The organism is Enterobacter sp. E12 (assembly GCF_014596715.2).
GTDB classification, from domain to species: Bacteria; Pseudomonadota; Gammaproteobacteria; order Enterobacterales; family Enterobacteriaceae; genus Enterobacter; species Enterobacter bugandensis.
This window is the reverse complement of sequence record NZ_CP115601.1, coordinates 3,320,071-3,341,281: the sequence shown is the minus strand read 5'-3', so window position 1 is coordinate 3,341,281 and position 21,211 is coordinate 3,320,071. Positions and strand designations below refer to the sequence as shown.

Here is a 21,211-nt window from a genome sequence, read left to right as displayed (position 1 = left end):
TGGCGCTGGCGCTTACCGGGTCTACGGTCCTGTAGGCCGGATAAGCGAAGCGCCATCCGGCAAAACATTACTGCTGCTGCGAAGACTGAATCGCCGTCAGCGCGATGGTGTAGACGATATCGTCAACCAGCGCACCACGGGACAGGTCGTTCACAGGCTTGCGCATGCCCTGCAGCATTGGCCCGATGGAGATCAGGTCGGCAGAACGCTGTACCGCTTTGTAGGTGGTGTTACCGGTGTTCAGATCCGGGAAGATGAACACGGTAGCGCGACCGGCAACCGGCGAGTTCGGCGCTTTGGATTTCGCCACGTCAGCCATGACCGCGGCGTCGTACTGCAGCGGGCCGTCGATCATCAGATCGGGACGTTTTTCCTGCGCAATACGGGTCGCTTCACGGACTTTCTCTACGTCGCTACCTGCACCAGAGGTGCCGGTGGAGTAGGAGAGCATCGCTACGCGTGGTTCAATACCGAAGGCAGTCGCGGAGTCCGCAGACTGGATAGCGATTTCTGCCAGCTGTTCTGCGGTAGGATCCGGGTTGATCGCGCAGTCGCCGTAAACGTAAACCTGTTCAGGCAGCAGCATGAAGAACACGGAAGAAACCAGAGAGCTGCCCGGTGCGGTTTTGATCAGCTGCAACGGTGGACGGATGGTGTTCGCGGTGGTGTGAACCGCACCGGAAACCAGACCGTCAACTTCGTCCTGCTCCAGCATCAGCGTGCCCAGCACGACGTTGTCTTCCAACTGCTCGCGCGCAACGGCTTCGGTCATGCCTTTGTTCTTACGCAGCTCAACCAGACGGGCAACGTAGCTTTCGCGCACCACTTCCGGGTCAACGATTTCAATGCCAGCACCCAGCTCAACGCCCTGAGACGCCGCAACGCGGTTGATCTCGTCCGGGTTACCCAGCAGCACACAGGTCGCAATACCGCGCTCTGCACAGATGGCAGCCGCTTTAACGGTACGTGGTTCGTCGCCTTCTGGCAGAACCACGCGTTTGCCCGCTTTACGCGCCAGCTCGGTCAGCTGGTAGCGGAAGGCTGGAGGAGACAGACGGCGGCTGCGCTCGGAGGTCGCGGTCAGGGATTCAATCCAGTCTGCGTCGATGTAGCCCGCAACGTATTCCTGAACTTTCTCGATACGCTCGTGGTCATCAACCGGCACTTCCAGGTTGAAGCTTTGCAGGCTCAGAGAGGTCTGCCAGGTGTTGGTATTCACCATGAAGACTGGCAGGCCGGTCGCGAACGCACGTTCGCACAGCTTGCTGATGCGCGCGTCCATTTCGTAGCCGCCGGTCAGCAGAATTGCACCGATTTCCACGCCGTTCATCGCCGCCAGGCAGGCAGCAACCAGCACGTCCGGACGGTCTGCGGAGGTCACCAGCAGGGAACCTGCGCGGAAGTGTTCCAGCATGTGCGGAATGCTGCGCGCGCAGAAGGTCACGGACTTCACGCGGCGGGTGTTGATATCGCCTTCGTTAACGATGGTCGCGTTCAGGTGACGCGCCATATCGATTGCACGGGTGGCAATCAGATCGAAGCTCCATGGCACTGCGCCGAGTACAGGCAGCGGGCTGGATTCCTGCAGCTTTGCCGGATCAACCTTGATGACTTTCGCTTTGGAAGAGTCGTCGAAGATTTCGGACAGGTCAGGACGCGTACGGCCCTGTTCATCAACCGGTGCGTTCAGTTTGTTAACGATCACGCCGGTGATGCTGGTGTTTTTCGCGCCGCCGAAGCTGCTGCGCGTCAGTTCGATACGCTCTTTCAGCTGTTCCGGGGTGTCAGTGCCCTGAGACATCACGAAAACGATCTCTGCGTTCAGGGTTTTCGCGATTTCAAAGTTCAGGGACTGGGCAAACTGGTGTTTGCGGGTCGGGACCAGGCCTTCAACCAGCACCACTTCCGCGTCCTGCGCGTTAGCGTGGTAGTTGGCGATGATCTCTTCCATCAGCACGTCTTTCTGGTTGCTGGAGAGCAGAGACTCAACGTGGCTCATCTTCAGCGGTTCAGCCGCAGGAAGATTGGAATTCTTACGCACGATGGTGGTGGTCTGGTCTGGCGCATCGCCACCGGCACGAGGCTGGGCAATAGGCTTAAAGACGCTCAGACGAACGCCTTTGCGTTCCATAGCGCGGATCACGCCGAGGCTGACGCTGGTCAGGCCGACGCTGGTTCCGGTAGGGATCAGCATAATAGTACGGGACACGGTTTATCCTCTTTCGTTACCGCCGCGTTGGGCGGGTTACAAAACAGCACCGCCAGCATTGCTGGCGGTGTGGAATCAAGCAGTCAGGCGGCACGCGTCTTGCGCGATGACCAGCTCTTCGTTAGTTGGGATAACGATAGCCGGGCGGGTGCCTTCTTTGTTGATGAAGCCAGACTTGCCGAAGCGAGCAGCCAGGTTACGCTCGTGATCGACTTCGAAGCCAAGAACGCCGAGTTTGCCCAGGGACAGTTCACGTACCATTGCCGCGTTCTCACCGATGCCGCCGGTGAAGATAACCGCGTCCAGACGACCGTCCATCAGCGCGGTGTAAGAACCGATGTACTTCGCCAGACGGTGGCAGTAAACGTCCATTGCACGCTTCGCGTCTTCTTTGCTGTCGTAGTTGTCTTCAACGTAACGGCAGTCGCTGGTGACTTCGGTCAGACCCAGCAGGCCAGACTCTTTGGTCAGCATTTTGTTGATGTCGTCAACGCTCATGCCCAGAGTGTCGTGCAGGTGGAAGATGATCGCCGGGTCGATATCACCGGAACGGGTACCCATCACCAGACCTTCCAGCGGGGTCAGACCCATAGAGGTATCAACACATTTACCGTTGCGGATAGCAGAAACAGAACCACCGTTGCCCAGGTGGCAGGTGATGATGTTCACTTCTTCAACCGGCTTGTTCAGGACTTTTGCGGCTTCCTGAGTCACATAGAAGTGGCTGGTGCCGTGCGCGCCGTAGCGACGTACGCCGTGCTCTTTGTACAGGCTGTACGGCAGGGCATAGAGGTAAGACTCTTCCGGCATGGTCTGATGGAACGCGGTATCAAACACGGCCACGTTTTTGTCTTTCAGATTCGGGAAGGACTTCAGCGCTTCAGCGATACCGATCAGGTGCGCCGGGTTGTGCAGCGGAGCAAAAGAGGCAGAGTCTTTGATGCCCTGGATAACAGAGTCGTCGATGACAACGGAGCTGGTGTATTTTTCGCCGCCGTGGACGATACGGTGACCAATCGCAGTCAGCTGAGCAGACAGTTCTGGTTTTTGTGCCAGAATAGTGTTAACGATAAAGTTCAGCGCTTCACTGTGAGCGGCGCCTGCACCTAAAGCCGCTTCTTGTTTGCTGCCGTCCATCTTCCACTTGATACGTGCTTCAGGCAGATGGAAACATTCGGCCAAACCAGAGAGGTACTCGTCACCGTTGAGCGCATCGATGATGGCGAATTTCAGTGAAGAGCTACCGCAGTTCAGAACCAGTACTAACTTACTCGACATGGAAGTACCTATAATTGATACGTGGCTAAAAAAACGTCAATGAGCCTAAAAGCGTAACGCAAGCTGACCCAGACGTTTATGATTAACATCATGCCAAACGAACATTCTGGCAGGATGGAAGAAATACCTATGATTTTAAGCCATTTTGAACATTTTTCAGACAATGGCATAATATGCGATAATTTGACGAGTTAACGCTTCTCGTCTACGGCCCCATCAGGCTGGCACAGAATACCCGATACGGGGTAGCGATGACAAAATATTTTGAACGTTGTCATAGCCTGTTGTGGTTTTGCACAAAAATTTTAATTTTTATATGTGAAGTTGAGGTACAGCCATGTCGACACCCGAAATCCCGTCCGTGAGCTTTTTCAGTCTGTTTCGTCGGGGACAGCATTACGCAAAGACGTGGCCAATGGAAAAGCGCCTTGCGCCAATGTTTATTGAGAATCGCACGATCCGCGCCACGCGCTATGCGATTCGCTTTATGCCTCCGGTCGCTATCTTTACTCTGTGCTGGCAAATCGCCCTCGGTGGGCAGCTTGGTCCTGCCGTCGCAACGGCGCTCTTCGCGTTAAGCCTGCCGATGCAGGGGCTGTGGTGGTTAGGCAAACGCTCTATTACGCCGCTTCCGCCTTCTATTTTACACTGGTTTTATGAAGTGCGTGGAAAACTGGAGGAGGCCGGGCAGGCGCTGGCCCCGGTTGAAGGCAAGCCGGATTACCAGGCGCTGGCGGACACGTTAAAGCGTGCTTTTAAGCAGCTGGATAAAACATTCCTCGATGACTTGTGATTGATCATCGAAACGACTAACAAAAGAAGGCACAGTAACACACCGTTACCGTGTCTTTTTTTTACAGTGCAATGCGCTACAGGAGTCGAAAGATGGAAATGACCCATGCTCAACGTCTGATTTTGTCTAACCAGTACAAGATGATGACTATGCTTGATCCCGATAACGCTGCGCGCTACAGCCGCCTGCAAACCATCGTCGAACGCGGTTTTGGTTTGCAAATGCGCGAACTGGACCGCGAGTTTGGCGAGCTGAAAGAAGAAACCTGCCGCATCGTGATCGACATTATGGAGATGTATCACGCTCTGCACGTCTCCTGGACGAACCTCAAAGACCAGCAGACCATTGACGAACGTCGCGTGACCTTCTTAGGCTTTGATGCCGCGACGGAAGCGCGCTATCTGAGCTATGTTCGCTTTATGGTGAACACCGAAGGGCGCTACACCCATTTTGATGCGGGAACGCACGGCTTCAACGCCCAAACCCCCATGTGGGATAAATATCAACGTATGCTGAGCGCGTGGCACGCCTGCCCGCGTCAGTACCATTTAAGCAGCAACGAAATTCAACAAATCATTAATGCCTGACGGAGGTGCGTGTGCAGTGTAAAGGTTTTCTGTTTGATCTGGACGGTACGCTGGTGGATTCGCTGCCGGTGGTGGAACGCTCGTGGTGCCACTGGGCCGACCGGCACGGCATCGACCATCAGGACGTGCTGAATTTTATCCATGGCAAACAGGCCATTACCTCATTGCGGCACTTTTTAGCGGGGCGTTCTGAGGAAGAGATCCAGGCGGAGTTCAAATACCTGGAGCAGATTGAGGCCACTGACACCGAGGGCATTACCGCGCTGCCCGGGGCGCGCGAACTGCTTGAGCATCTGAATGAAGCGCAAATCCCGTGGGCTATCGTCACCTCCGGCTCTGTTCCGGTCGCGCATGCCCGCCATAAGGCGGCCGGTTTACCGAAGCCAGAGGTGTTCATTACGGCTGAGCGCGTTAAACGCGGCAAGCCGGAGCCGGATGCGTTTCTGCTTGGTGCAGAAATGCTGGGCTTCGCGCCTGCAGAGTGTGTGGTGGTGGAAGATGCGGCCGCTGGCGTGCTGGCCGGGCTGAACGCCGGGAGCCACGTCATTGCCGTTAACGTTCCGGCGGGATCTCCATGCCTGGACGAGGCGGACTTTGTGATTCATTCCCTGACGGCGCTGGCGGTGTCAAAAGCGCCCGACGGAGTTGTAACCGTCTCGCTAAAAATGTAATCCCATGATATAGCCCCACGCTGCTGGGGCTTTTTTATGGCAAAATTTCTCATCTTCCACTGACAAGGATAGGTTGTGAACGGTGAACTGATCTGGGTTCTGAGCCTGCTTTTAATCGCCATTATTCTCTTCGCCACAGGCAAGGTGCGCATGGATGCCGTCGCCCTGTTTGTCATCGTCGCGTTTGTGCTGAGCGGCACGCTCACGCTACCGGAAGCCTTCTCCGGGTTCAGCGACCCCAACGTTATCCTTATAGCTGCCCTGTTTATCATCGGCGACGGCCTTGTTCGCACCGGCGTGGCGACCATCATGGGCGCGTGGTTGGTTAAGGTGGCCGGCAGCAGTGAAACCAAAATGCTGATCTACCTGATGCTGACGGTCGCCGGACTGGGGGCGTTTATGAGCTCAACGGGCGTGGTCGCTATTTTTATCCCGGTGGTGCTGAGCGTTTCAATGCGGATGCAGAGCTCGCCGTCGCGCCTGATGATGCCCCTGAGCTTTGCCGGTTTGATCAGCGGAATGATGACGCTGGTGGCGACGCCGCCGAACCTGGTGGTCAATAGCGAGCTGATTCGTGAAGGGTTTCAGGGCTTCAGCTTTTTCAGCGTCACCCCGCTTGGGCTGGTGATTCTGGCGATGGGCGTGGTCTACATGCTGCTGACCCGTTTTGCCCTCAAAGGCGACAAACAGGATAAGAATAAAGAGGGGTGGAAGCGACGTACCTTCCGCGATCTGATCAAAGAGTACCGCCTCACCGGGCGGGCGCGCCGTCTGGCCATTCGCCCCGGCTCGCCGATGGTCGGCCAGCGGCTCGACGACCTTAAGCTGCGCGAGCGTTATGGCGCGAACGTGATCGGGGTTGAGCGCTGGCGTCGTTTTCGCCGGGTGATCGTTAACGTGAACGGGGTATCAGAGTTCCGCGCGCGTGATGTCCTGCTGATTGATATGTCAACGGCGGACGTGGATCTGCGAGAGTTCTGTAGCGAGCAGCTGCTGGAGCCGATGGTGCTACGCGGCGAGTATTTCTCCGACCAGGCGCTGGATGTGGGGATGGCCGAAGTGTCGCTGATACCGGAATCGGAACTGCTGGGTAAAACCGTGCGTGAAATGGGGTTCCGTACCCGCTATGGCCTGAACGTAGTGGGGCTGAAGCGTGATGGCGTGGCGATGGAAGGGGCCGTCGTCGATGAGCCGATCCTGCTGGGAGATATCTTTCTCGTGGTCGGCAACTGGAAGCTGATAAGCCAGCTCGGGCAAAAAGGGCGTGATTTTGTGGTGCTCAACATGCCGGTCGAGGAGAGCGATGCCTCCCCGGCGCACAGCCAGGCGCCCCATGCGATTTTCTGTCTGGTGCTGATGGTGGCGCTGATGCTGACCGATGAAATCCCTAATCCGGTCGCGGCCATTATCGCCTGCCTGCTGATGGGGAAATTCCGCTGCATTGACGCCGAAAGCGCGTATAAAGCCATTCACTGGCCGAGCATTATTCTTATCGTCGGGATGATGCCCTTTGCCCTGGCACTGCAAAAAACCGGCGGGGTGGATCTGATCGTAAAAGGCTTGATGGACGTGGGCGGCGGGTATGGACCATACATGATGATGGTCTGTCTGTTTGTCATGTGCGCCACGATAGGGTTATTTATCTCGAATACCGCGACGGCGGTGCTGATGGCGCCCATTGCGCTGGCGATGGCGAAATCTATGGGCGTGTCGCCGTACCCGTTTGCGATGATGGTCGCGATGGCGGCATCCGCGGCGTTTATGACGCCGGTTTCATCGCCGGTGAACACGCTGGTGCTGGGGCCGGGGAATTATAAGTTCAGCGATTTCGTGAAGCTGGGCGTGCCGTTCACCGTGCTGGTGATGGTGGTGTGCGTGGTGTTAATTCCGGTGTTATTCCCGTTTTAGCGTGAGCGCAGAAACGTAGGCCGGGTAAGGCAAAGCCGCCACCCGGCTAAAATTACAACGGTGAATCCTGGCTAATCTCGTCCAGCGATAGATGGAAGCTCGGCACAAATACCTGCATGAAGTAGTCCATCTCTTCGCTGCGGCGGGATTCCAGCGTTTTTTCCAGACGCGTTTTCGCCAGTAAAAACTCATTATTGCCCGCAGACAGCTCTTCCAGACACTTCAGATAGGCGCACAGCGCGTCGGCTTGCTTGACCAGCGACTTTTCATCTTCCGTATACTGATGCTCGTCGATGAGCGGTTCAAAGATATCGCGCAGCTCTTCGGGCACCATCTCGATAAGCTTTTGCTGGGCAATCTTCTCGATAGCCTTATATTCCTGAGCAATCTGAGAATTGAAATATTTCACTGGGGTAGGCAGGTCGCCGGTCAGCACCTCTGATGCGTCGTGGTACATCGCCAGCAAAGCGATGCGCTCGGCATTCACCTGCCCGTTAAATTTGCGATTCTTAATGGCAGCCAGCGCATGAGCAACCATAGCAACCTGCAGGCTATGTTCAGACACGTTCTCTGTACGCACGTTGCGCATCAGCGGCCAGCGGTTGATCAGTTTCAGGCGGGAGAGGTGGGCAAAGAAATGGCTCTGACTCATAGGTTACCTTTTGTCTTCACTGCGACAGGACTTCATTGTGCGGGGAGGGGAGGGAAGATGCAAATCAGGCTACCGAAGTAGCCTGATTTTAAGATTACTGATGGTATCCAGAGAGGAATCGCCCGAAGCGGCTGATGGCCATTTCGAGATCGTCTTCACGCGGCAGGGTCACGATACGCACGTGGTCCGGCCACGGCCAGTTAAACGCCGTCCCCTGAACCAGCAGCACTTTTTCCTGCAACAGGAAATCGAGCACCATTTTCTGATCGTCGTGGATATTGAAGCGCTTCGCGTCAATTTTCGGGAACATATACAGCGCCCCGTTCGGCTTCACACAGGAGACGCCCGGGATATCGTTGATCAGTTCCCATGCGCGGTTACGCTGTTCGTACAGGCGACCGCCAGGGACGATAAACTCGCTGATGCTCTGGTAGCCGCCCAGCGCCGTCTGGATCGCGTGCTGCGCAGGCACGTTGGCGCAAAGACGCATCGACGCCAGCATCTCAAGCCCTTCAATATAGCCTTTTGCGTGCTTTTTCGGGCCGTTCAGCACCATCCAGCCCTGACGGAAACCGGCCACGCGGTAGGTTTTAGACAGTCCGTTAAAGGTGACGGTCAGCAGGTCGGGTGCCAGCGCGGCGATAGAGTGGTGCTGCGCCGCGTCGTACAGGATCTTGTCGTAGATTTCATCAGCGAAGATGATCAGGTTGTGCTGGCGGGCGATCTCCACGATCTCCATCAGCAGCTCTTTTGAATAGACCGCGCCCGTCGGGTTGTTCGGGTTGATGATCACAATCCCACGCGTGCGAGGCGTGATTTTCGCGCGAATGTCATCCAGATCCGGGAACCAGTCAGAGGATTCGTCGCAAAGATAATGTACCGCTTTACCGCTGGAGAGCGATACGGCAGCGGTCCACAGCGGATAGTCCGGCGCGGGAACCAGCATTTCGTCACCGCTGTTCAGCAGCGCCTGCATGGCCTGAACGATAAGTTCGGAGACGCCGTTGCCGATATAGATATCTTCGACGGTAACGTCACGCATACCGCGCGCCTGGTAGTGCTGCATAATGGCTTTACGGGCGGAGTAAAGTCCCTTTGAGTCACAATAGCCTTGTGCCGTAGGCAGGTTGCGGATCACATCAACCAGAATTTCATCCGGCGCTTCAAAACCAAATGGCGCGGGGTTGCCGATGTTGAGCTTCAGAACCTTGTTGCCTTCTTCTTCAAGGCGTTTTGCCTCTTTCAGAACCGGGCCACGGATGTCATAACAGACGTTATCTAGCTTGCTGGATTTTTCGATAGGGGACATGAACCTTTAACCTTTTCGCTATTATTGCCACTCCCTGCCGTGGAAGTCAGCACGGAATAATGTACTCCCCCCACGCTTCGTTTTGAAGGGTGTGCAGAAGAAGATTTTGTGCCCATAGCGAAATTGTGATGAATATTTTTAACTATTGACTGTCGCTTTCACCGCCTTAACGTCATGTACAAACCATAAATAAAGGTTGATTGTGCTACGAATTTATGTGAATTATGTATATTGTTCTGATGGAAAATAAAAAACGCGCAGACAACAAGCATAAGTTACGCTGGGTGACATTTCGTAAAACCTGAGTGTTGAAGGGACCTTGCAGTAATAGCCCGGAGCGGCTAAAAGTTAATCATGTGAAATTAATGTTAAGTGTTATTAATGAATGACCATAATCTAAATTAAAATTTATTTATTATTAACCAACAAAATGCAACTTTAGTTAATTCTAATAAAATTAGTTTAGAAGCTTAACAAACCTCTTTAATCCCGAATATTGCAATAAGACTTATAAATAAAGTGGATTTGGGTTAAGATGTCTATACGGAAAGCAGTAGAAAGATGCAGTGGTTTTGCATTTTTGAAACTGATTTTCCGATTTAATTGATTGTTATTGTTGGAGTTATCTCTGGCTGGAATGTGTCAAACATCTCCTGCTACGTTGACAGCGCTGCGAAAAAGATGGCAGAAAAAGTGTTACGCCTTTAATGTAATTTACATAACCCTGCGAACATCTAAATATCCTGAACGTTTAAGAGAATAAAAATAACGTCATGAAACGTGCTTTCTGACTGTTGATATAAAGCAGCACAATAACTATCTGTCAGGCAGTCTGCCGGGCCGGGATGCGAGGGAAAACCTTCAGAAGGAATTGCTTAACTGTTACACACAGCTTCAACCCGGGCAGCTCCGCACGAGCAACCTGAAAGTGAATAGATATGATAAATGCAAATCGTCCGATAATGAATCTCGACCTCGATCTGCTGAGAACGTTTGTTGCGGTCGCCGATCTCAACACTTTTGCAGCAGCTGCTGCCGCCGTCTGCCGAACTCAGTCCGCCGTTAGCCAGCAAATGCAGCGGCTGGAGCAACTGGTTGGGAAAGAGCTTTTTGCCCGTCACGGGCGTAATAAGCTCTTAACGGAACACGGTATTCAGCTACTGGGTTATGCCAGGAAAATTCTTCGCTTTAATGATGAAGCATGTATGTCATTAATGTTTAGCAACCTTCAGGGGGTGTTAACCTTAGGGGCATCTGATGAGTCAGCGGATACAATATTGCCGTTTCTTCTCAACCGAATTAGCTCGGTTTATCCGAAGCTTGCGCTGGATGTGAGCGTAAAGCGTAATGCCTTTATGGTTGAGATGTTAAATGAGAACAAGGTCGACCTGGTGGTCACGACGCATCGTCCCGGACAGTTTGATTGTCTGACCTTGCGCACATCGCCAACGCACTGGTATTGCGCAGCGGAATACGTGTTGCAAAAAGGGGAACCCGTACCGCTGGTTTTACTGGACGATCCGAGTCCTTTCCGGGATATGGTGCTTACGGCGTTAAATGAAGCCAACATTCCGTGGCGTCTGGCCTATGTAGCGTCCACGCTGCCCGCAGTGCGTGCCGCCGTGAAAGCGGGTCTTGGCGTAACGGCCCGTCCGGTAGAGATGATGAGCCCCGATCTGCGCGTTCTCGGTAAATCTGATGGTCTCCCAGCACTGCCGGATACCGAGTATCTGCTTTGCCATAACGCGTCCAGTCATAACGAGCTGGCGAAGGTGGTGTTTGAGGCGATGGAAAATTACCATAACCCATGGCAGTTCGAGCATGTTACCTCCGAAGGGGGGGATGATTCCCTGATCGTTGAAGGTGACTTTGAGTGATCAAAAGCTCAAAATTCTGGTAACAAATTGTAAGTGTAAAAAAAAGCCACTCGTGCCGTTTTCGCACGCAGTGGCTTTTTTTTGCCATTATTATCCTCTTTCGTTACAGGGTTTTCATAAATAAAACATACATATCAAGGGAATAAATGCTTCTGCTTAAATCTTGTTCACTTTCCGTTCTAACTTCATCCATAACCCCTTGATGTTAAAAAAGCAGCAAATATGTTGCCGGTTTTTTGGGTGAATTAACAAAAGCGTGTCTCAGATCAAGAAAATACTCCTATTTGGGGGGAGGAATCGTTGGCAAATCCTGTCAAAATAGGAGGGTTATTTTTTTTACTTCCAAAACGGACACGATTCAACAACATGCATTTGACGAAAAGTCAGGTAACCACCAGGGTTAAAGGGCACCAAATGTTAATGAGAATCGCTCGATGTAATTTAATGTGAAGAAACCTTTGTTAAAGTTGACAATAGGTTATAGAAAGGAGTAAAAAACCCCATCATTTTGCTGTCTACGTCTCATTTCAGACAGTTAGTGTAAGGTTATTTGTTCCTCCCCATGAATCGATGTGATGCCCATCTGCCAGCAAGAGCAGTGTCGTCGGTATCACTTTTGATGAGTAAGCAATGAGTATGTCAACATCCACAGAAGTCATCGCTCATCACTGGGCATTCGCAATCTTTCTTATTGTAGCCATTGGCCTGTGCTGCCTGATGTTAGTCGGCGGCTGGTTCCTGGGCGGTCGCGCCCGTGCAAGGCACAAAAACACACCTTTCGAATCAGGTATTGATTCAGTAGGTTCCGCTCGCTTACGCCTGTCTGCCAAGTTCTATCTGGTAGCGATGTTCTTCGTCATCTTTGACGTGGAAGCGCTCTACCTGTTCGCATGGTCGACCTCCATTCGCGAAAGTGGTTGGGTGGGCTTTGTCGAGGCCGCAATTTTCATTTTAGTGCTACTGGCCGGTCTGGTTTATCTGGTGCGTATTGGCGCGCTTGACTGGACGCCTGCGCGTTCACGTCGTGAACACATCAACCCGGAAAACAGTATCTCTAATCGTCAGCAGTAACAGCGAGGCAATAAGATGGATTATACGCTCACCCGCATAGATCCTAACGGTGAGAATGACCGTTACCCCCTGCAAAAACAGGAGATCGTAACCGACCCCCTGGAGCAAGAAGTCAACAAAAGCGTGTACATGGGCAAACTCGAACATGCCATGCACGATATGGTCAACTGGGGTCGTAAGAACTCCATCTGGCCATACAACTTTGGCCTTTCTTGCTGCTACGTTGAAATGGTGACGTCATTCACTGCGGTGCATGACGTTGCGCGTTTTGGGGCCGAGGTACTGCGTGCTTCCCCACGTCAGGCTGACCTGATGGTGGTGGCCGGTACCTGCTTTACCAAAATGGCACCTGTTATTCAGCGTCTGTATGACCAGATGCTGGAGCCAAAATGGGTTATTTCCATGGGCGCATGTGCAAACTCCGGCGGTATGTACGACATTTATTCCGTTGTACAGGGCGTTGATAAGTTCATTCCGGTGGATGTTTACATCCCGGGCTGCCCGCCGCGCCCAGAAGCCTATATGCAGGCGCTGATGCTGCTGCAGGAGTCTATCGGTAAAGAACGTCGCCCACTCTCATGGGTTGTTGGCGATCAGGGTGTCTATCGCGCGAACATGCAGTCCGAGCGCGAGCGTAAACGTGGTGAACGTATTGCCGTCACCAACCTGCGTACGCCTGACGAAATTTAATTTGCGCCTGTAGGCCTGGAGAAAACCTTCGCATATCACTACTCAAATAGCGCGAAGCCAGGCTTAACAGTCACCACGGACCATTTGCAATGGTGAACAATATGACCGACTTAACCGCGCAAGAAGCCGCCTGGCAGACCCGGGATCATCTTGATGACCCCGTTATTGGCGAACTGCGCAACCGTTTTGGGCCGGATGCCTTTACCGTTCAGGCGACCCGCACCGGGGTACCCGTTGTTTGGGTGAAGCGTGAACAATTGCTGGAAGTTGTCGATTTCCTCAAGAAATTGCCAAAACCTTACGTCATGCTGTTTGACTTACACGGCATGGACGAACGTCTGAGAACGCACCGCCAGGGTCTCCCTGCTGCGGATTTTTCCGTTTTCTACCACCTGATCTCAATAGACCGCAACACGGATATCATGCTCAAGGTGGCATTGTCTGAAAACGACATGCATCTGCCGACGATCACCAAACTTTTCCCGAACGCTAACTGGTATGAGCGTGAAACCTGGGAAATGTTCGGCATGACCTTCGACGGCCACCCGCACCTGACGCGCATCATGATGCCGCAGACCTGGACCGGCCACCCGTTGCGTAAAGACTACCCGGCACGTGCGACCGAATTCGATCCGTTTGAGCTGACCAAAGCCAAGCAGGATCTGGAGATGGAAGCGCTGACCTTCAAGCCGGAAGACTGGGGCATGAAGCGCGGTACTGAAAACGAGGACTTCATGTTCCTCAACCTCGGTCCGAACCACCCGTCTGCGCATGGTGCATTCCGTATTATTCTTCAGCTTGATGGCGAAGAAATTGTCGACTGCGTCCCTGACATCGGCTACCACCACCGCGGTGCTGAGAAGATGGGCGAGCGTCAGTCCTGGCACAGCTACATTCCGTATACCGACCGTATCGAGTACCTCGGCGGCTGCGTAAACGAAATGCCATACGTGCTGGCCGTTGAGAAACTGGCAGGCATCACCGTACCGGATCGCGTTAACGTGATTCGCGTTATGCTGTCTGAACTGTTCCGCATCAACAGCCACCTGCTGTACATCTCCACGTTCATTCAGGACGTCGGCGCGATGACCCCGGTCTTCTTCGCCTTTACCGACCGTCAGAAAATCTACGATTTGGTGGAAGCGATTACCGGCTTCCGTATGCACCCGGCCTGGTTCCGTATCGGCGGTGTGGCACACGATCTGCCGCGCGGCTGGGACCGCCTGCTGCGTGAATTCCTCGACTGGATGCCGAAACGTCTGGCCTCCTACGAGAAAGCCGCGCTGCGCAACACTATCCTGAAAGGCCGTTCCCAGGGCGTTGCTGCCTACGGCGCGAAAGAAGCGCTGGAGTGGGGTACCACAGGTGCAGGTCTGCGTGCGACCGGTATTGATTTCGACGTGCGTAAAGCCCGTCCTTACTCTGGCTACGAGAACTTCGACTTTGAAGTGCCGGTTGGCGGCGGCGTTTCCGACTGCTACACCCGCGTGATGCTGAAAGTGGAAGAGCTGCGCCAGAGTCTGCGCATCCTTGAGCAGTGCCTCAACAACATGCCGGAAGGCCCGTTCAAGGCGGATCACCCGCTGACCACGCCGCCGCCGAAAGAGCGCACGCTGCAGCATATCGAAACCCTGATCACCCACTTCCTGCAGGTTTCCTGGGGCCCGGTCATGCCGGCGCAAGAATCCTTCCAGATGATTGAAGCGACCAAGGGTATTAACAGTTACTACCTGACCAGTGACGGCAGCACCATGAGCTACCGTACCCGCGTGCGTACGCCGAGCTTTGCGCACCTGCAACAGATCCCGTCCGCCATCCGCGGCAGTCTGGTCTCTGACCTGATTGTGTATCTGGGTAGTATCGATTTTGTTATGTCAGATGTGGACCGCTAATTATGCACGAGAATCAACAACCACAAACCGAGGCTTTTGAGCTGAGTGAAGCAGAGCGTGCCGCCATTGAGCACGAGATGCACCACTACGAAGACCCGCGTGCGGCGTCCATTGAAGCGCTGAAAATCGTACAGAAACAGCGTGGTTGGGTGCCGGATGGGGCGATTTACGAGATCGCAAAAGTGCTGGGCATTCCGGCAAGTGACGTAGAGGGCGTAGCCACGTTCTACAGCCAGATCTTCCGTCAGCCGGTAGGCCGCCATGTGATCCGCTACTGTGACAGCGTCGTCTGCCACATTACCGGCTATCAGGGCATTCAGGCTGCGATTGAGAAAAAGCTCAATATCAAGCCGGGCCAGACCACGTTCGATGGACGCTTTACTCTGCTGCCAACCTGCTGCCTGGGTAACTGCGACAAGGGGCCGACCATGATGATTGATGAGGACACTCACAGCCATCTGACGCCGGAAGCGATTCCTGACCTGCTGGAGCAGTACAAATGAAAAGTGTAATTCGTACTGCTGAGACGCATCCGCTGACCTGGCGTCTGCGCGATGACAAACAGCCGGTATGGCTCGACGAATACCAGAGCAAAAACGGCTATGCCGGTGCGCGTAAAGCCCTTGGCGGCATGGCGCCGGACGACATCGTTAATGCGGTGAAAGATTCCGGTCTGAAAGGCCGCGGCGGTGCGGGCTTCTCCACTGGTCTGAAGTGGAGCCTGATGCCAAAAGACGAATCCATGAACATCCGTTACCTGCTGTGTAACGCCGATGAAATGGAGCCAGGCACCTACAAAGACCGCCTGCTGATGGAGCAGCTGCCGCACCTGCTGGTGGAAGGCATGCTGATCTCCGCGTTTGCGCTGAAAGCGTACCGTGGCTACATCTTCCTGCGCGGTGAGTACATCGAAGCGGCTGAAAACCTGCGTCGCGCGATTGCCGAAGCCACCGAAGCCGGCCTTCTGGGTAAAAACATCCTGGGTACCGGGTTTGACTTCGAACTGTTCGTGCACACCGGTGCCGGGCGTTACATCTGCGGTGAAGAAACTGCGCTGATTAACTCCCTGGAAGGTCGCCGTGCGAACCCGCGTTCCAAGCCACCGTTCCCGGCAAGCTCCGGCGTGTGGGGTAAACCGACCTGCGTAAACAACGTCGAAACCCTGTGTAACGTCCCGGCTATCCTCGCCAACGGCGTGGAGTGGTATCAGGGCATCTCCTCAAGCAAAGATGCCGGTACCAAGCTGATGGGCTTCTCCGGGCGCGTGAAGAACCCTGGCGTCTGGGAACTGCCGTTCGGTACCACCGCACGCGAAATTCTTGAAGACTACGCCGGCGGCATGCGCGATGGCCTGAAATTCAAAGCCTGGCAGCCGGGTGGGGCAGGGACAGACTTCCTGACCGAAGCCCACCTTGACCTGCCGATGGAATTCGAAAGCATTGGGAAAGCAGGCAGCCGTCTGGGTACGGCGCTGGCGATGGCCGTCGACCACGAGATCGGCATGGTCTCGCTGGTGCGTAACCTGGAAGAGTTCTTCGCCCGTGAGTCCTGCGGCTGGTGTACACCGTGCCGTGATGGTCTGCCGTGGAGCGTGAAGATCCTGCGCGCCATCGAGCGCGGCGAAGGCCAGCCGGGCGATATCGAGACGCTTGAGCAACTGTGTCGATTCTTAGGGCCAGGTAAAACCTTCTGCGCCCACGCACCGGGTGCCGTCGAGCCGCTGCAGAGCGCGATTAAATATTTCCGCGACGAATTCGAAGCAGGCATCAAGCAGCCGTTCAGCAATACCCATTCGATCAATGGTATTCAGCCGAACCTGCTGAAAGCGCGCTGGTAGTGTCTTACGCAAAATCATTCAGACTGCGTCAAGGCGGCGACTGAGTGAATACCAGGAGCTTACATCAGTAAGTGACTGGTATGAGCGAGGGAAGCCAACGCAGAGGCAGCCTGAAAGATGAAGCGTAAAAAGAATTTTGATTAACGCTCGGTTTAGACCGAGCCAACTGGAAGCATGCTAATGGCTACGATTCATGTAGACGGCAAAGAATACGAAGTCAACGGGGCGGACAACCTGCTGGAAGCTTGTCTGTCTCTTGGCCTCGATATTCCGTACTTTTGCTGGCATCCGGCGCTGGGCAGCGTCGGTGCTTGCCGCCAGTGTGCGGTGAAGCAATATCAAAACGCGGAAGACACGCGTGGTCGCCTGGTGATGTCCTGTATGACGCCAGCCACCGAAGGCACTTTTATTTCGATTGATGACGAAGAAGCCAAACAGTTCCGCGAAAGCGTGGTGGAGTGGTTGATGACCAACCACCCGCACGACTGTCCGGTTTGTGAAGAGGGCGGTAACTGCCACCTTCAGGATATGACCGTGATGACCGGTCACAGCTTCCGTCGCTATCGCTTTACCAAGCGTACCCACCGTAACCAGGATCTGGGGCCGTTCATCTCTCACGAAATGAACCGCTGCATCGCCTGCTACCGCTGCGTGCGTTACTACAAAGACTACGCGGATGGTCAGGATCTGGGCGTCTATGGCGCGCACGACAACGTCTACTTCGGCCGTCCGGAAGACGGCGTGCTGGAGAGCGAATTCTCCGGTAACCTGGTAGAAATCTGTCCGACCGGCGTATTCACGGATAAAACCCACTCCGAGCGTTACAACCGTAAATGGGACATGCAGTTTGCGCCAAGCATCTGCCAGCAGTGTTCCCTCGGCTGTAACACCAGCCCCGGTGAGCGCTACGGCGAACTGCGTCGTATCGAAAACCGTTACAACGGTACCGTTAACCACTACTTCCTGTGCGACCGCGGTCGTTTCGGCTATGGCTATGTGAACCTGAAAGACCGTCCGCGTCAGCCGGTCCAGCGCCGTGGCGACGACTTCATTACCCTGAATGCTGAACAGGCGATGCAGGGCGCGGCAGATATTCTGCGCCAGTCGAAGAAAGTGATCGGCATCGGCTCCCCGCGCGCCAGCATCGAAAGCAACTTCGCGCTGCGCGAGCTGGTTGGAGCGGAAAACTTCTACACCGGCATCGCTCAGGGCGAGCAGGAACGTCTGCAGCTGGTACTGAAAGTGTTGCGTGAAGGCGGTATCCATACCCCTGCGCTGCGCGAAATTGAATCCTATGATGCGGTTCTGGTGCTGGGTGAAGACCTGACGCAGACCGGCGCCCGCGCGGCCCTGGCGGTTCGTCAGGCGGTGAAGGGTAAAGCACGTGAAATGGCAGCGGCGCAGAAAGTGGCTGACTGGCAGATTGCGGCGATCCTCAACATCGGCCAGCGCGCTAAGCACCCTCTGTTTGTAACCAACGTCGACAATACCCGTCTGGACGATATCGCGGCGTGGACCTACTGCGCGCCGGTTGAAGACCAGGCGCGTCTTGGCTTTGCCATTGCCCACGCGCTGGACAACAGCTCACCGGCCGTTGAGCTGGATCGCGACCTGCAAAACAAGGTCGACGTGATTGTTCAGGCCCTCGCAGGTGCGAAGAAACCGCTGATTATCTCCGGAACCAACGCCGGTAGCGCTGAAATCATTCAGGCCGCCGCGAACGTTGCCAAAGCCCTGAAAGGCCGCGGTGCAGACGTCGGCGTGACCATGATTGCCCGTGCGGTAAACAGCATCGGTCTGGGCATGATTGGCGGCGGCTCGCTGGAAGAAGCGTTAAGCGAACTGGAATCCGGTTCCGCTGACGCCGTGGTGGTGCTGGAAAACGATCTGCATCGTCATGCGTCTGCCGCTCGCGTTGACGCCGCGCTCTCCAAAGCGCCGCTGGTGATGGTCATTGACCATCAGCGCACCGCGATCATGGACAAAGCGCACCTGGTGCTCTCTGCGGCAAGCTTCGCAGAAAGCGACGGTACCGTTATCAACAACGAAGGCCGCGCCCAGCGTTTCTTCCAGGTTTATGACCCGGCGTACTACGACAGCAACACCGTGATGCTGGAAAGCTGGCGCTGGCTGCACTCCCTGCACAGCACCGTGCAGAGCCGTGAAGTGGACTGGACGCAGCTCGACCACGTTATCGACGCGGTGGTGGAAAAACTGCCTCAGCTGGCAGGCATTAAAGATGCCGCACCTGAAGCAAGCTTCCGCATCCGCGGCCAGAAGCTGGCGCGTGAACCGCACCGCTACAGCGGCCGTACCGCGATGCGTGCCAACATCAGCGTGCACGAACCGCGCCAGCCGCAGGATAAAGACACCATGTTCGCCTTCTCCATGGAAGGGAACAACCAGCCGTCTGCGCCGCGTTCGCAAATTCCGTTCGCATGGGCTCCGGGCTGGAACTCCCCGCAGGCATGGAACAAGTTCCAGGCTGAAGTGGGTGGCTCCCTGCGCCACGGCGATCCGGGCGTGCGTCTGATTGAAGCTTCCGAAACCGGTCTGGACTTCTTCACCACCGTACCGGCGAGCTTCCAGGCGCAGGACGGTAGCTGGCGTATTGCCCCGTACTACCACCTGTTCGGTAGCGACGAGCTGTCCCAGCGTTCACCGGTCTTCCAGACCCGTATGCCGCAGCCTTACATCAAGCTCAACCCGGCGGATGCCGCGAAGCTTGGCGTTAACGCGGGCGCGAACATCGCCTTTAGCTATGACGGCCAGAGCATCAGCCTGCCGCTGATTATTTCTGAAAATCTGACAGCAGGGCAGGTCGGTCTGCCGATGGGTATGCCTGGCATCGCGCCGGTTCTGGCGGGTGCGCGTCTTGATAATCTGCAGGAGGCAAAAGCATGAGTTGGTTAACGCCGGATCTTATCGACATCCTGCTGAGCATTCTGAAAGCGATTGTTATCCTGCTGGTGGTGGTCACCTGCGGCGCGTTCATGAGCTTTGGTGAACGTCGTCTTCTCGGTCTGTTCCAGAACCGTTACGGACCGAACCGCGTGGGCTGGGGTGGTTCACTCCAGCTGGTGGCGGACATGATCAAGATGTTCTTTAAAGAGGACTGGATTCCGCGCTTCTCGGATCGCGTGATCTTTACTCTGGCACCGATGATCGCCTTCACCTCGCTGCTGCTGGCGTTTGCTATCGTTCCGGTCAGCCCGACCTGGGTGGTCGCTGACCTGAACATCGGCATTTTGTTCTTCCTGATGATGGCAGGCCTTGCGGTTTACGCGGTGCTGTTCGCAGGCTGGTCCAGTAACAACAAATACTCGCTGCTGGGTGCGATGCGTGCTTCCGCGCAGACGCTGAGCTACGAAGTGTTCCTGGGGCTCTCCCTGATGGGCGTGGTGGCGCAGGCCGGTTCATTCAACATGACCGACATCGTCAACAACCAGGCCGACATCTGGAACGTTATCCCGCAGTTCTTTGGGTTTATTACCTTTGCTATCGCGGGCGTGGCCGTGTGTCACCGTCACCCGTTTGACCAGCCGGAAGCCGAACAGGAACTGGCCGACGGTTACCACATTGAATATTCCGGCATGAAGTTCGGTCTGTTCTTTGTGGGCGAGTACATCGGTATTGTCACCATTTCCGCGTTGATGGTAACGCTGTTCTTTGGTGGCTGGCATGGCCCGTTCTTACCGCCGTTCATCTGGTTCGCGCTGAAAACCGCGTTCTTCATGATGATGTTCATTTTGATTCGCGCAGCGTTACCGCGTCCACGTTATGACCAGGTAATGTCCTTCGGCTGGAAAGTGTGCCTGCCGCTGACGCTCGTCAACTTGTTGGTAACGGCAGCTGTCATTCTCTGGCAGCAGCCATAAGGGGCTATAGACCATGACCTTAAAAGAATTACTGGTAGGTTTCGGTACCCAGGTACGCAGTATCTGGATGATCGGCCTGCACGCGTTTGCTAAACGCGAAACCCGGATGTACCCGGAAGAGCCGGTATATCTGCCGCCGCGCTACCGTGGCCGTATCGTGCTGACGCGCGACCCGGACGGTTCCGAGCGCTGCGTTGCCTGTAACCTGTGTGCGGTTGCGTGTCCGGTCGGCTGTATCTCTCTGCAGAAAGCCGAGACGGTAGACGGCCGCTGGTACCCTGAGTTCTTCCGCATTAACTTCTCACGCTGCATCTTCTGCGGTCTGTGTGAAGAAGCGTGCCCAACCACGGCGATTCAGCTGACTCCAGACTTCGAGCTGGGTGAGTACAAGCGTCAGGACCTGGTGTACGAGAAAGAGGATCTGCTGATTTCCGGTCCGGGCAAATACCCGGAATATAACTTCTACCGGATGGCGGGTATGGCAATCGACGGCAAAGATAAGGGCGAAGCAGAGAACGAAGCTAAGCCTATCGACGTCAAGAGCCTGTTACCGTAAGGA

General features: G+C 54.9%; 17 protein-coding genes. 13 read left to right on the top strand and 4 right to left on the bottom strand.

Annotation, left to right across the window (positions count from 1 at the left end; all coding sequences use genetic code 11):
* Window positions 1–67: 67 nt before the first annotated feature.
* Entirely contained in the window at window positions 68–2,209 is a 2,142-nt protein-coding gene (pta, locus tag IB212_RS15990) for a phosphate acetyltransferase (RefSeq protein WP_047363549.1), read from the bottom strand.
* A 75-nt stretch (window positions 2,210–2,284) separates the two neighbouring features.
* Complete coding sequence (ackA, locus tag IB212_RS15985; RefSeq protein WP_041908924.1) at window positions 2,285–3,487, bottom strand: acetate kinase; 1,203 nt, start codon at window positions 3,485–3,487, stop codon at window positions 2,285–2,287.
* 337 nt (window positions 3,488–3,824) lie between these two features.
* On the opposite strand from ackA, the gene yfbV reads away from it, so the two are divergent.
* The 4 genes from yfbV (at window position 3,825) to IB212_RS15965 (ending at window position 7,446) form a co-directional block, all read left to right on the top strand.
* Window positions 3,825–4,280 (top strand): terminus macrodomain insulation protein YfbV, encoded by a 456-nt coding sequence (gene yfbV, locus IB212_RS15980; protein WP_028013938.1) that lies wholly within the window; start codon window positions 3,825–3,827, stop codon window positions 4,278–4,280.
* Between the two features lie 92 nt (window positions 4,281–4,372).
* Window positions 4,373–4,867: a YfbU family protein gene (locus IB212_RS15975; protein ID WP_003861461.1), complete on the top strand. Its 495-nt coding sequence runs from the start codon at window positions 4,373–4,375 to the stop codon at window positions 4,865–4,867.
* 11 nt (window positions 4,868–4,878) lie between these two features.
* A complete protein-coding gene (locus tag IB212_RS15970; RefSeq protein ID WP_188245946.1) occupies window positions 4,879–5,538 on the top strand; it encodes a sugar phosphatase in 660 nt (219 codons plus the stop codon).
* A gap of 75 nt (window positions 5,539–5,613) precedes the next feature.
* Window positions 5,614–7,446, top strand: a complete 1,833-nt coding sequence (locus tag IB212_RS15965; RefSeq protein ID WP_028013936.1) for an SLC13 family permease — start codon at window positions 5,614–5,616, stop codon at window positions 7,444–7,446.
* Window positions 7,447–7,498: 52 nt separating this feature from the next.
* On the opposite strand, the gene yfbR is transcribed toward IB212_RS15965, so the two are convergent.
* Both yfbR and alaA read right to left on the bottom strand, forming a co-directional pair.
* Window positions 7,499–8,098: a 5'-deoxynucleotidase gene (gene yfbR / locus IB212_RS15960; RefSeq protein ID WP_028013935.1), complete on the bottom strand. Its 600-nt coding sequence runs from the start codon at window positions 8,096–8,098 to the stop codon at window positions 7,499–7,501.
* Window positions 8,099–8,192: 94 nt separating this feature from the next.
* Window positions 8,193–9,407 carry an alanine transaminase AlaA gene (gene alaA / locus IB212_RS15955; protein ID WP_003861471.1) on the bottom strand — a complete coding sequence of 405 codons (1,215 nt, stop codon included), beginning with the start codon at window positions 9,405–9,407 and terminating at the stop codon, window positions 8,193–8,195.
* A gap of 938 nt (window positions 9,408–10,345) precedes the next feature.
* On the opposite strand from alaA, the gene lrhA reads away from it, so the two are divergent.
* From lrhA to nuoI, 9 genes are all read left to right on the top strand, one after another.
* Complete coding sequence (gene lrhA, locus IB212_RS15950; protein ID WP_028013934.1) at window positions 10,346–11,284, top strand: transcriptional regulator LrhA; 939 nt, start codon at window positions 10,346–10,348, stop codon at window positions 11,282–11,284.
* A 630-nt stretch (window positions 11,285–11,914) separates the two neighbouring features.
* Window positions 11,915–12,355, top strand: a complete 441-nt coding sequence (nuoA, locus tag IB212_RS15945) for an NADH-quinone oxidoreductase subunit NuoA (RefSeq protein ID WP_014171000.1) — start codon at window positions 11,915–11,917, stop codon at window positions 12,353–12,355.
* Window positions 12,356–12,370: 15 nt separating this feature from the next.
* The gene (nuoB, locus tag IB212_RS15940; RefSeq protein ID WP_003861482.1) at window positions 12,371–13,045 is read left to right on the top strand and encodes an NADH-quinone oxidoreductase subunit NuoB; all 675 of its coding nucleotides are present in this window, start codon (window positions 12,371–12,373) and stop codon (window positions 13,043–13,045) included.
* A gap of 89 nt (window positions 13,046–13,134) precedes the next feature.
* A complete protein-coding gene (nuoC, locus tag IB212_RS15935; protein WP_028013933.1) occupies window positions 13,135–14,937 on the top strand; it encodes an NADH-quinone oxidoreductase subunit C/D in 1,803 nt (600 codons plus the stop codon).
* A gap of 2 nt (window positions 14,938–14,939) precedes the next feature.
* Window positions 14,940–15,440: an NADH-quinone oxidoreductase subunit NuoE gene (gene nuoE, locus IB212_RS15930; protein ID WP_006176513.1), complete on the top strand. Its 501-nt coding sequence runs from the start codon at window positions 14,940–14,942 to the stop codon at window positions 15,438–15,440.
* Window positions 15,437–16,774 carry an NADH-quinone oxidoreductase subunit NuoF gene (gene nuoF / locus IB212_RS15925; RefSeq protein WP_188245945.1) on the top strand — a complete coding sequence of 446 codons (1,338 nt, stop codon included), beginning with the start codon at window positions 15,437–15,439 and terminating at the stop codon, window positions 16,772–16,774. Before nuoE ends, nuoF begins: the two co-directional genes overlap by 4 nt.
* A gap of 180 nt (window positions 16,775–16,954) precedes the next feature.
* Window positions 16,955–19,678, top strand: coding sequence for an NADH-quinone oxidoreductase subunit NuoG (gene nuoG, locus IB212_RS15920; protein WP_060571948.1), 2,724 nt, complete (start codon window positions 16,955–16,957; stop codon window positions 19,676–19,678).
* Window positions 19,675–20,652 carry an NADH-quinone oxidoreductase subunit NuoH gene (gene nuoH, locus IB212_RS15915; protein WP_008500211.1) on the top strand — a complete coding sequence of 326 codons (978 nt, stop codon included), beginning with the start codon at window positions 19,675–19,677 and terminating at the stop codon, window positions 20,650–20,652. The genes nuoG and nuoH overlap by 4 nt, the downstream gene beginning before the upstream one ends.
* A gap of 13 nt (window positions 20,653–20,665) precedes the next feature.
* Window positions 20,666–21,208, top strand: coding sequence for an NADH-quinone oxidoreductase subunit NuoI (gene nuoI / locus IB212_RS15910; RefSeq protein WP_003861491.1), 543 nt, complete (start codon window positions 20,666–20,668; stop codon window positions 21,206–21,208).
* The last annotated feature ends 3 nt before the right edge of the window (window positions 21,209–21,211 follow it).

What these genes read in the sequence shown, in the direction of transcription:
- lrhA (WP_028013934.1), top strand. Translation starts at nt 10,346, where the DNA reads ATGATAAATGCAAATCGTCCGATAATGAATCTCGACCTCGATCTGCTG.
- nuoC (WP_028013933.1), top strand. Translation starts at nt 13,135, where the DNA reads ATGGTGAACAATATGACCGACTTAACCGCGCAAGAAGCCGCCTGGCAG.
- nuoE (WP_006176513.1), top strand. Translation starts at nt 14,940, where the DNA reads ATGCACGAGAATCAACAACCACAAACCGAGGCTTTTGAGCTGAGTGAA.
- yfbR (WP_028013935.1), bottom strand. Translation starts at nt 8,098, where the DNA reads ATGAGTCAGAGCCATTTCTTTGCCCACCTCTCCCGCCTGAAACTGATC.
- nuoI (WP_003861491.1), top strand. Translation starts at nt 20,666, where the DNA reads ATGACCTTAAAAGAATTACTGGTAGGTTTCGGTACCCAGGTACGCAGT.
- nuoA (WP_014171000.1), top strand. Translation starts at nt 11,915, where the DNA reads ATGAGTATGTCAACATCCACAGAAGTCATCGCTCATCACTGGGCATTC.
- alaA (WP_003861471.1), bottom strand. Translation starts at nt 9,407, where the DNA reads ATGTCCCCTATCGAAAAATCCAGCAAGCTAGATAACGTCTGTTATGAC.
- yfbV (WP_028013938.1), top strand. Translation starts at nt 3,825, where the DNA reads ATGTCGACACCCGAAATCCCGTCCGTGAGCTTTTTCAGTCTGTTTCGT.
- nuoH (WP_008500211.1), top strand. Translation starts at nt 19,675, where the DNA reads ATGAGTTGGTTAACGCCGGATCTTATCGACATCCTGCTGAGCATTCTG.
- nuoF (WP_188245945.1), top strand. Translation starts at nt 15,437, where the DNA reads ATGAAAAGTGTAATTCGTACTGCTGAGACGCATCCGCTGACCTGGCGT.
- nuoB (WP_003861482.1), top strand. Translation starts at nt 12,371, where the DNA reads ATGGATTATACGCTCACCCGCATAGATCCTAACGGTGAGAATGACCGT.
- nuoG (WP_060571948.1), top strand. Translation starts at nt 16,955, where the DNA reads ATGGCTACGATTCATGTAGACGGCAAAGAATACGAAGTCAACGGGGCG.
- ackA (WP_041908924.1), bottom strand. Translation starts at nt 3,487, where the DNA reads ATGTCGAGTAAGTTAGTACTGGTTCTGAACTGCGGTAGCTCTTCACTG.
- IB212_RS15975 (WP_003861461.1), top strand. Translation starts at nt 4,373, where the DNA reads ATGGAAATGACCCATGCTCAACGTCTGATTTTGTCTAACCAGTACAAG.